Source organism: Actinomadura sp., assembly GCF_044508335.1.
Lineage (GTDB): Bacteria > Actinomycetota > Actinomycetes > Streptosporangiales > Streptosporangiaceae > Spirillospora.
In genome coordinates this window covers 44,097-53,190 of sequence record NZ_JBIQHY010000017.1, presented here as the reverse complement: position 1 = coordinate 53,190, position 9,094 = coordinate 44,097, and the positions used below count along the sequence as shown (strand labels likewise).

Annotated in this window: 9 protein-coding genes; 4 read left to right on the top strand and 5 right to left on the bottom strand. The window is 73.6% G+C overall.

Going from position 1 to position 9,094, the window contains the following annotated elements; translation table 11 throughout:
• Positions 1-3: 3 nt before the first annotated feature.
• Both ACIWVC_RS09470 and pdhA read right to left on the bottom strand, forming a co-directional pair.
• Complete coding sequence (locus ACIWVC_RS09470; protein WP_396449510.1) at positions 4-1,008, bottom strand: alpha-ketoacid dehydrogenase subunit beta; 1,005 nt, start codon at positions 1,006-1,008, stop codon at positions 4-6.
• Positions 1,005-2,105 carry a pyruvate dehydrogenase (acetyl-transferring) E1 component subunit alpha gene (pdhA, locus tag ACIWVC_RS09465; protein WP_396449511.1) on the bottom strand — a complete coding sequence of 367 codons (1,101 nt, stop codon included), beginning with the start codon at positions 2,103-2,105 and terminating at the stop codon, positions 1,005-1,007. Before pdhA ends, ACIWVC_RS09470 begins: the two co-directional genes overlap by 4 nt.
• A gap of 108 nt (positions 2,106-2,213) precedes the next feature.
• On the opposite strand from pdhA, the gene ACIWVC_RS09460 reads away from it, so the two are divergent.
• The 3 genes from ACIWVC_RS09460 (at position 2,214) to ACIWVC_RS09450 (ending at position 5,267) form a co-directional block, all read left to right on the top strand.
• The gene (locus tag ACIWVC_RS09460; RefSeq protein WP_396449512.1) at positions 2,214-2,717 is read left to right on the top strand and encodes an Lrp/AsnC family transcriptional regulator; all 504 of its coding nucleotides are present in this window, start codon (positions 2,214-2,216) and stop codon (positions 2,715-2,717) included.
• Between the two features lie 133 nt (positions 2,718-2,850).
• Complete coding sequence (locus ACIWVC_RS09455) at positions 2,851-3,654, top strand: SAM-dependent methyltransferase (protein ID WP_396449513.1); 804 nt, start codon at positions 2,851-2,853, stop codon at positions 3,652-3,654.
• A gap of 65 nt (positions 3,655-3,719) precedes the next feature.
• Positions 3,720-5,267 (top strand): class I adenylate-forming enzyme family protein, encoded by a 1,548-nt coding sequence (locus ACIWVC_RS09450; protein ID WP_396449514.1) that lies wholly within the window; start codon positions 3,720-3,722, stop codon positions 5,265-5,267.
• Here ACIWVC_RS09450 and ACIWVC_RS09445 read toward each other — a convergent pair.
• Genes ACIWVC_RS09445 through ACIWVC_RS09435 form a run of 3 tightly spaced genes read right to left on the bottom strand, consistent with a single transcriptional unit; the run spans position 5,185 to position 7,220 of the window.
• Positions 5,185-6,051, bottom strand: a complete 867-nt coding sequence (locus ACIWVC_RS09445; RefSeq protein ID WP_396453992.1) for an SDR family oxidoreductase — start codon at positions 6,049-6,051, stop codon at positions 5,185-5,187. The two genes, ACIWVC_RS09450 and ACIWVC_RS09445, sit on opposite strands and share 83 nt — an antisense overlap.
• A gap of 27 nt (positions 6,052-6,078) precedes the next feature.
• The gene (locus ACIWVC_RS09440) at positions 6,079-6,414 is read right to left on the bottom strand and encodes a YnfA family protein (protein ID WP_396449515.1); all 336 of its coding nucleotides are present in this window, start codon (positions 6,412-6,414) and stop codon (positions 6,079-6,081) included.
• Positions 6,415-6,437: 23 nt separating this feature from the next.
• Positions 6,438-7,220, bottom strand: a complete 783-nt coding sequence (locus tag ACIWVC_RS09435) for a MerR family transcriptional regulator (protein WP_396449516.1) — start codon at positions 7,218-7,220, stop codon at positions 6,438-6,440.
• A gap of 339 nt (positions 7,221-7,559) precedes the next feature.
• Between ACIWVC_RS09435 and ACIWVC_RS09430 the strand changes: the two genes are divergently transcribed.
• On the top strand, positions 7,560-9,094 hold a 1,535-nt coding region (locus ACIWVC_RS09430), incomplete at its 3' end, for a peptide chain release factor 3 (RefSeq protein ID WP_396454014.1).

The window sequence follows — 9,094 nt, the reverse complement described above, 5'->3', positions numbered from 1 at the left end:
CGCTCATGCCGCACCGCCCAGGTACCTGGTGTCCGGCTGGTCGTCGCGCTGCAGGCGGTCGAGGGCGTCGAGGACGCGGTCGACGCTCGGCAGGTGGTGGTGCTCCAGCATCGGCGGCGGGTACGGGATGTCGAACCCCGACACGCGCAGCACCGGCGCCTCCAGGCTGTGGAAGCAGCGCTCCTGGACGCGGGCGGCGATCTCCGCGCCGACGCCCGCGAACCCGGCGGCCTCGCTGACGACCACGCAGCGGCCCGTCCTGCGCACCGACGACGCCACCGTCAGGTCGTCGAACGGGACGATCGTCCGCAGGTCGACGACCTCCAGGTCCCAGCCCTCGGCGGCGGCGGCGTCCGCGGCCTCCAGCGCGACCGGGACGCTCGGCCCGTAGGCGACGACCGTCGCGTCGCGGCCGGGACGGCGCACGGCGGCGCGGCCGAACGGCTCCGTCCGCTCCAGGTGCTCCACGTCCGCCTTCGACCAGTACAGCTTCTTCGGCTCCATGAACACGACCGGGTCCGGGTCGTCGATCGCCTCCCGCAGCAGGGAGTACGCGTCCTCGACCGTGGCCGGCGTGACGACCTTCAGGCCGGGCGTGTGCGCGTAGTACGCCTCGCTGGAGTCGCAGTGGTGCTCGACGCCGCCGATGCCGCCGGCGTACGGGATGCGGATGACGATCGGGAGGTTCACCCGCCCGCCCGTCCGGTTCCGCATCTTCGCCACGTGCGAGGCGATCTGCTCGAACGCCGGGTAGGCGAACGCGTCGAACTGCATCTCCACGACGGGCCGGAACCCGCCCATCGCCATGCCGACGGCGAAGCCGACGATGCCGGCCTCGGCGAGCGGCGTGTCGAAGCAGCGGTCGTCGCCGAACTTCGCGGTCAGCCCGTCGGTGATGCGGAAGACGCCGCCGAGCGTGCCGACGTCCTCGCCGAACACGAGGACCCGCTCGTCCTCGTCCATCGCTTCGCGGAGCGCCGTGTTCAGCGCCTGGGCCATCGTCGTCATGACAGCGCCTCCTCGGCCTCGATCTCGGTCCGCAGCTGCGCCCGCTGCTCGTCGAGCTGCGGGTCCGGGGTGCCGTAGACGTGGTCGAACAGCGCCAGCGGGGCGAGGTCGGGGTCGGCGTTCATCCGGTCCCGGAGCCGTCCCGCGAACTCCTCGGCCTCGGCGGCGGCCGCCGCGACGTCCTCGTCCGTGAGGTGCCCGCGCCGCCGCAGGTAGGACTCCAGCCGCGCGATCGGGTCGCGCCCGCGCCATTCGTCGGCCTCCGCGTCCGTCCGGTAGCGGGACGCGTCGTCGGCGTTCGTGTGCGACTCCAGCCGGTACGTGTGCGCCTCGACCAGGAACGGTCCATTCCCCGACCGAGAGTGCTCGACGGCCGCCCGCAGCACGGCCAGCACGGCGACCGGGTCGTTGCCGTCCACCCGCTCGGCGGGCACCCCGTATCCGATGCCCTTGTGCGCCAGCGACGGCGCGGCGGTCTGCCGCTCCAGCGGCACCGAGATGGCGTACTGGTTGTTCTGGATGAAGAACACCACCGGCGCCTTGAAGACGGCGGCGAAGTTGAGCGCCTCGTGGAAGTCGCCCTCGCTGGTGGCGCCGTCGCCCACGCAGACCAGCGCGACCCGTCCCGTCCCCTTGCGCCGCTCCGCGTACGCGAGGCCCGCCGCGTGGACGGTCTGCGTCCCGAGCGGCGTGCACTGCGGCGCCGTGCGGTGGAGGTTCGGGTCGTACCCGCAGTGCGCGTCGCCGCGGAGCAGCGACAGCACCTCGACCGGGTCGATGCCGCGCGCCACCAGCGCCATCGACTCCCGGTAGGTGGGGAAGAACCAGTCCCCGTCCTCCAGCGCGAGCACGGAGCCGATCTGGCACGCCTCCTGCCCGTGGCTGGACGGGTACACGGCCAGCCGGCCCTGCTTGGTCAGCGCGGTCGCCTGCGCGTCGAACCGCCGCCCGACGACCATCGCCCGGTGCGCCCGCCGCAGCAGCTCCGGATCCGGCACGGCGTAGCGCTGCTTCCCGCGTACCGCCGCGCCGCCGTCGGTCAGGAACCGCACGGGCTCCGCCGAGGGGAGCAGCGTCTCAACCCGACCCGTCGTCATACGCCTCCACCTCCGCACTCGATCGGTGCTAGGAATATGAACCAGATCGGCCATAGGTCTCAATAGACGGCCAAAACGCAGGACATTCGGCTCACCGGAGGAGCGTCAATGGACCATCTGTCTCCAGAACCCGCACCGCTCGCGGGCCATGACGGACGTTCGGCGGCGCCCCTCGACGACCTCGACCACGCGATCATCCGCGAGCTGCGCGCGGACGGCCGCATCTCCATGCGCGCCCTCGCCGAGAAGGTCAGCGTCTCCCGCTCCAACGCCTACACGCGGGTGGAGCGGCTCATCGCCGACGGCGTCGTCACCGGGTTCACCGCGCAGGTCGACCCCGTCCGCGCCGGGCTGGGCACCGCGGCCTACGTCCTGGTCAACATCGAGCAGAACTCCTGGCGCAAGGTGTCGGCCGAACTCCGCAAGGTCGCCCACATCGAGCACCTGGCGTTCGTCGGCGGGGACGTCGACCTGGTCATGCTCGTCCGCACCCCCGACAACGCCTCGCTGCGCGACGTCGTCCTGGCCCGCATCCACGCGGTGGAGGGCGTCCGCGCCACCCGCACCTGGCTCATCTTCGACGAGATCCCGGCGGCCCCCGCCGACATGTGACCGGGCCGTCCGCCGCGGGCGGGCGCCGCATCCGGAAGCAAGATCGAATGTGGCCGGATCCGGACGCGAAACGGTCTTGATCGCGTACGCTGGTGCAGCCGGGGGCCGGTGCTCGCGGCTGTGAGGAGAAAAGGTGGCAGCTGAGCGGTCGCAGCCCAGCGGGTTCGATCCGAACATCCCGAACATCGCCCGGATGTACGACTACTACCTCGGCGGCAAGGACCACTATGCGGCCGACCGGGCACGCGCCGAGGAGGCGATCGCGGCCGATCCGACGCTGGTCACGCTGATCAGGGAGAACCGCGCCTTCCTCGGCCGCGCGGTGCGGTACCTTGCCGAGCAGGGCATCGACCAGTTCCTCGACATCGGCACCGGGCTGCCCACGCAGCAGAACGTCCACCAGATCGCGCAGGCGGTGAATCCCAAGGCCCGCGTCGCCTACGTCGACTACGACGGGCAGGTGGTGGCGCACGGCCGCGCGCTGCTCGCCGCCGCCGAGGGCACGCGGATGATCGTGGGCGACGTCCGCGAGCCCCGCGCGATCCTCGACGACCCCGAGGTGCGGCGGCTGCTCGACTTCGGCAGGCCGATCGCGCTGCTGCTGGTCGCGACGCTGCACTTCATCCCGGACGAGGACGACCCGCAGGGCATCATGGCCGAGCTGCGCGACGCGCTCCCCTCGGGCAGCCACCTCGTGCTGACCCACGCCTCCGCCGACGGCGTCCCCGACGTGGTCGCCAAGGTCGTGGAGGTCTACAAGCGGACGAACGCGCCCGGCACCCCGCGCACCAGGGAGCAGGTCACGGCCCTCTTCGGCGACTTCGAGCTCCTCGACCCGGGCCTCGTGTGGGCGCCGCTCTGGCGGCCGGAACGGTCCATCACGCTGGAGGAGGCGCTCCCGGTCTGGTTCTACGCGGGTGTGGGCCGCAAGCCCTGAGGTATTGGCAGAACGTCCCGGATGCGTGATCGTTAAGGCGGGACGGGCCACGACGGGGAGGCGGCATGCGGGCGGACACGGTCGGGGCGGCGCTGGAGGACGCCGCGGCGCGGGACAAGGCGTTCCTCCACGACGGTGACGACACCTTCACGTTCGCCGAGTTCGACCGGCTCACCGACCGCGTCGCGGGCGGGCTGCTCGCGCGCGGGATCAGGCGCGGCGACCGGATCGGGCTGCTCGGCCTCAACACCCCGCAATGGCTCGCCGTCTTCTTCGGCGCGGCGCGGATCGGCGCCGTCATCGTCCCGCTCAACGTCCGGTACCGGGAGCGGGAGCTGTCGTACATGCTCGGGCAGAGCGGCGCGCGGACGGTCGTCAGCGCCCCCGCCGTCCCGGGTTTCGACTTCGCGGGCTTCTTCGAGAAGTTCCGCCCGCAGGCGCCCGGCGTCACCGACTACCTCTTCTTCGGCGCGGACTTCGACGAACTGGCCGCGACGCCCGCCGACCCGGCCGCGCTGGAGGCGGCGCGCGGCGCCGTGGCCCCCGGCGACCCGCTGATGATCCTCTACACGTCGGGGACGACCGGGCGGCCCAAGGGCGCGGTGATCACGCACGGGAGCATCCTCGCGTCGGCGCGGGCCCAGGCCGGCCACTTCGCGATGACCGACGAGGACGTGCTGCTCGGGCATCTGCCCTTCAACCACGTCGGCGGCATCACCTGCACCATCATGGCCGCGCTGGTCAGCGGCGGGTCGGTGGCGCTGCTGCCCGCGTTCTCCCCGGACGGCGCGCTGCGCGCCGTCGAACGGCACCGGGTGACGTTCCTCGGCGCCGTCCCCACGATGTACGTGCTGATGCTCGGCCGGGACGACTTCGCCGACTACGACGTCTCGTCCGTGCGGCTGTGCATGGCGGGCGGGTCGAACGTGGAGCCGGCGCTGGTCGAGTCGATCCTGCGCGGCTTCCCCGGCGCCCCGCTCTACGGGCTGTACGGCCTGTCGGAGTCGTCGGGAGCGTGCGTGCTGTCGCCGCTGGACGACGGCCCCGAGACCGTCGCGCGCACCCTCGGCGCGGTCATCGGCGACTTCGAGGCCCGGGTGACCGGCCCGGACGGCGCCGTCCTGCCGCCGGGCGAGACCGGCGAGCTGCAGATCCGCGGCGGCTGCGTCGCCGCCGGCTACTGGGACATGCCCGGCGAGACCGCCGAGGTGTTCCTGCCCGGCGGCTGGCTCGCCACCGGCGACATGGTCGAGATGGAGCCGGACGGCCACCTCGTCCTGCGCGGCCGCAAGAAGGAGATGTACATCCAGGGCGGCTTCAACGTGTACCCGGTCGAGATCGAGAACGTGCTCACCGCCCACCCCGGCGTCGCGATGGCCGCAGGGATCGGCGTCCCCGACGAGGTGCTGGGCGAGATCGGCCGCTTCTACGTCGTGCCGCACCCCGGCGCCGAACCGCCCACCGAGGAGGAGCTGACCGCCTACTGCCGCGAGCGCCTGGCCGACTACAAGGTGCCCCGGCAGTTCGTCGTCACCTCCGAGGTCCCGCTGACCCCCGTGGGCAAGATCCACAAAGCCAGGCTGAAGGACGACTACCTCCGCGGCAGGCCGTAGGCGCGGCGGAGCGCGATGTCGACGAGCCGCTGCGGCGCCAGCGTCCTGAGCCGGGGCACCACGAAGCTCTGCCCGCCGGCGCCGTAGCGTCCGCGCGGCGCGCGGGCGGTCGCGGCCTTCCAGACGACCTGGGCCGCCTCGCGCGGATCCTCGCCTTTGCGCAGGGCGCGCGCAGGGTGGCGCGGGCGCTCTCCCGCGGCCCGTCGTAGTCGGCGATGGCGGCCCCTGCGGCGGTGGCGGCATCTAGGACCTCGGTGGCGAACACTCCCGGCTCGACCAGGCACACCTTGATCCCCAGATGCCACACCTCGTGCCGCAGGGACTCGGTGTAGCGGGCGAGAGCGGCCTTGGACGCGGCGTAGAAGCCCTCGCCCGGCTCCCCGATCCACGCCGCCAGCGACCCGACGTTGACGATGCGGCCCCGCCGGCGCTCGCGCATGCCGGGCAGGACCGCGTCGACGAGGCGGACGGCGCCGAAGAAGTTGGTCTCGAACACCGCGCGGGCCTCATCCGGTGCGGTCTCCTCGGCGAAGCCCTCAAGCATGACGCCCGCGTTGTTGATCAGGATGTCGATGCCGTCCGCCTGGGCGAGAACCTCATCGACGCATTCGCGCACCGACTCGTCGGAGCGGACGTCCAGCCGGAGCATCCGCACGCCGCCCTCGTCCGGGCGCTCCCGCCGGGACGTCCCGAACACCCGCGCGCCGCGCTCGGCGAACAGCAGCGCCGTCGCCCGCCCGATCCCGGACGAGGCGCCGGTGACCAGGACGTTCGCCGATGCCATGGGGTGCCTTTCACGTGAAGGGACGGGTCAGTGGCCGCGCGGGGCGTACATGATCACGGCCATGCCGGCGAGGCAGACGAGGGCGCCGGCGATGTCGAAGCGGTCCGGGCGGTACCCGTCGGCGACCGCGCCCCACAGGATCGACCCGGCGACGAAGACCCCGCCGTAGGCGGCGAGGACCCGGCCGAAATGGGCGTCCGGCTGGAACGTGGCCGCGAAGCCGTACAGGCCGAGCGCGCCGGCGCCGGCGCCGACCCAGAGCCATCCGCGCTGTTCGCGCAGGCCCTGCCAGACCAGCCAGGCGCCCCCGATCTCCAGGACGGCGGCGACGGCGAACAGCGCGATGGAGCGGGCGACGAGCACGGACGTCCTCCTGCGCCCCCCGGTCAGGGGGCGAACAACTCGTTGACCAGGTCGGAGGCGTCCGCCGGGGCGCGCACCTCCAGATGGACCGCCTCGCCCTCCAGATGGAGCCGGAAGTCGAAGAACGGGCAGCACCGCTGCTCGGCCGCGGCCAGCTCCGCGACGGCACCGGCCTTCTCGACGGGCAGCGTAACGCGCACCCCGCCGGGGATCTCCACCGGCCGCGCGCCGCCCGCGACCGCCCGCCACTCGGCGACCCGCTCGGCCATGCCCTCCCCGCTGAGCGAGCAGACGATCGCCACCTCGGGTCCACGGACCGCGGAGCATCCGCATTCAGCACCGCACCGCTCGGCCGTCTCACCGCCGGACGGGGCGGCGGCAGGCTCCGCGAGGGCGGGCAGGCCGGAGGGGAAGCCGCATTCGGCGTCGCAGGGTTCCGCCCGGTCGGGGAGCGCGTCCAGGCGGTCGAGGACGCTCCGCAGCGAGGCGGTGAACGCCTTCAAGTCGGCCAGGCGGTGCTCCGCCTCGGCCAGCCGGCCGGCCACGCGGGGGCGCAGGTCCGCCTTCACGTCCGCGCACGCCCCGGTCTCCCACACCGCGAGCAGTTCCCCGATCTCGTCCAGCGGCAGGCCGAGGTGCTTGGCCGAGCCGATGAACGCGAGCCGCGTGACCGCGTCCTCCCCGTACGCCCGGTAGCCGGACGGGGTGCGGTCCGCGGGCAGCAGGCCCGCGCTCTCGTAGTACCGCAGCGTCGTCGCCGGCACACCGCTGCGCTCGGCGAGCTGCGAGATGCGCATCGTCGTCATGCTTCGACGCTAAACCTTCGACCCGGCTCGAAGGTCAAGCCTCCAGCGGGGACTTCCCGGCATGGCCGCCCGGTTCGGCGCCGCCGGGGACGGCGAAGCTCGCGCTGGACCCGCGCCGCGGGCAGCGGGTGAGGCCGTCCGCGCCGTCCGGGCGCAGGTCCGGCCGTCGCCCTGTGCGACACTTGGTCGGCGCCGCGGCGGGGGGACACCGGCCGGCGGCGGCCATCGGCGGGCCGGCGGAGCGGCCGGGGAGAAGACGGGAAGGGGCCGCGGTTGAGCGGCGGTACGGGGACGCCGGGGGACATCGCGGCCGAGGCGGCGCGCCGGCGGACGTTCGCGATGATCAGCCATCCGGACGCGGGGAAGTCGACGCTGACCGAGGCGCTCGCGCTGCACGCGGCGGCCATCGAGCAGGCGGGCGCCGTGCACGGCAAGGCGGGGCGCGGCGGCGTCCGGTCCGACTGGATGGACATCGAGCGGTCCCGCGGCATCTCGATCACCTCCTCGGTGCTGCGCTTCGAGTTCGGCGGCGCGCTGCTGAACCTGCTCGACACCCCCGGCCACGCCGACTTCTCCGAGGACACCTACCGGGTGCTCGCGGCCGTGGACGGTGCCGTCATGCTGCTCGACTCGGCGAAGGGCCTGGAGGCGCAGACGCTCAAGCTGTTCGACGTGTGCCGGCACCGCCGCATCCCGGTGATCACGTTCGTCAACAAGTGGGACCGGCCCGGACGCGAGCCGCTCGAACTGCTGGACGAGGTCGAGCAGCGCATCGGGCTGCGCCCCGCCCCGCTGACCTGGCCGGTCGGCGCCGCGGGCGACTTCCGCGGCCTCATCGGCCGGGCGGACGGCGCGTTCACCCGGTTCCGCCGCACCCCCGGCGGCGCGACCCGCGCGATCGAGGAGCGGGTGCCCGCCGAGCGGGCGGCCCGCGAGGAGGGCGACGCCTGGCGGACCGCCCTGGAGGAGCTGGAGCTGCTCGACGAGATCGGCGCCGTCCTCGACATGGACGCCTTCCGCGCCGGGGTGTGCACGCCCGTGCTGTTCGGGGCGGCGCTGCCCAACTTCGGCGTCGGGGCGCTGCTGGAGACCGTGCGGCGGCTGGCGCCCGCCCCGTCCGCGCGCGCCGACTCGGACGGGACCGAGCGTCCGGTGGACGCGCCGTTCTCCGGCCAGGTGTTCAAGGTGCAGGCGGGCATGGACCGGGCGCACCGCGACCGGCTGGCGTTCATCCGGGTGTGCTCGGGCCGCTTCGAGCGCGGCATGACCCTCACGCACGCGTCGACCGGGCGCCCGCTGGCGACGAAGTACGCGCAGACGATGTTCGGCCGCGACCGCTCGACGCTGGACGCCGCCTACCCGGGCGACGTGATCGGGCTGCCCAACACGTCCGGGCTGACCGTCGGCGACACCCTCTACACGAAGACCCCGGTCCGGTTCCCGCCCATCCCCGCGTTCGCGCCCGAGCACTTCATGGTGGCGCGCGCGAAGGACAACGGGCGCGCCAAGCAGTTCCGGCGCGGCATCGAGCAGCTCGGCGGCGAGGGCGTCGTGCAGGTGCTGCGCAGCGACGTGCGCGGCGACCAGGCGCCGGTGCTGGCGGCGGTCGGGCCGCTGCAGTTCGAGGTGGTCGCCGCGCGGATGGCCGACGAGTTCGGCGCGCCGATCGAGCTGACCCGGCTCGACTACTCGATCGCCCGGCTCACCGACAAGGAGTCCGCCGAGGAGCTGGGCGGGCGGCGCGGCGCCGAGGTCTTCGCCCGCCCGCTGGACGGGTCGCTGGTCGCGGTGTTCACCGACAAGTGGCGGCTGCGCGCCATCGAGCGCGAGCACCCGGGCCTGACGCTCACCCCCATGCTCGCCGCCGGCGTCCA

Bases quoted from the DNA above. Each gene is read 5' to 3' on its own strand.
- ACIWVC_RS09450 (WP_396449514.1), top strand. From the start codon at position 3,720: ATGCGGGCGGACACGGTCGGGGCGGCGCTGGAGGACGCCGCGGCGCGG.
- ACIWVC_RS09435 (WP_396449516.1), bottom strand. From the start codon at position 7,220: ATGACGACGATGCGCATCTCGCAGCTCGCCGAGCGCAGCGGTGTGCCG.
- ACIWVC_RS09445 (WP_396453992.1), bottom strand. From the start codon at position 6,051: ATGGCATCGGCGAACGTCCTGGTCACCGGCGCCTCGTCCGGGATCGGG.
- ACIWVC_RS09460 (WP_396449512.1), top strand. From the start codon at position 2,214: ATGGACCATCTGTCTCCAGAACCCGCACCGCTCGCGGGCCATGACGGA.
- pdhA (WP_396449511.1), bottom strand. From the start codon at position 2,105: ATGACGACGGGTCGGGTTGAGACGCTGCTCCCCTCGGCGGAGCCCGTG.
- ACIWVC_RS09470 (WP_396449510.1), bottom strand. From the start codon at position 1,008: ATGACGACGATGGCCCAGGCGCTGAACACGGCGCTCCGCGAAGCGATG.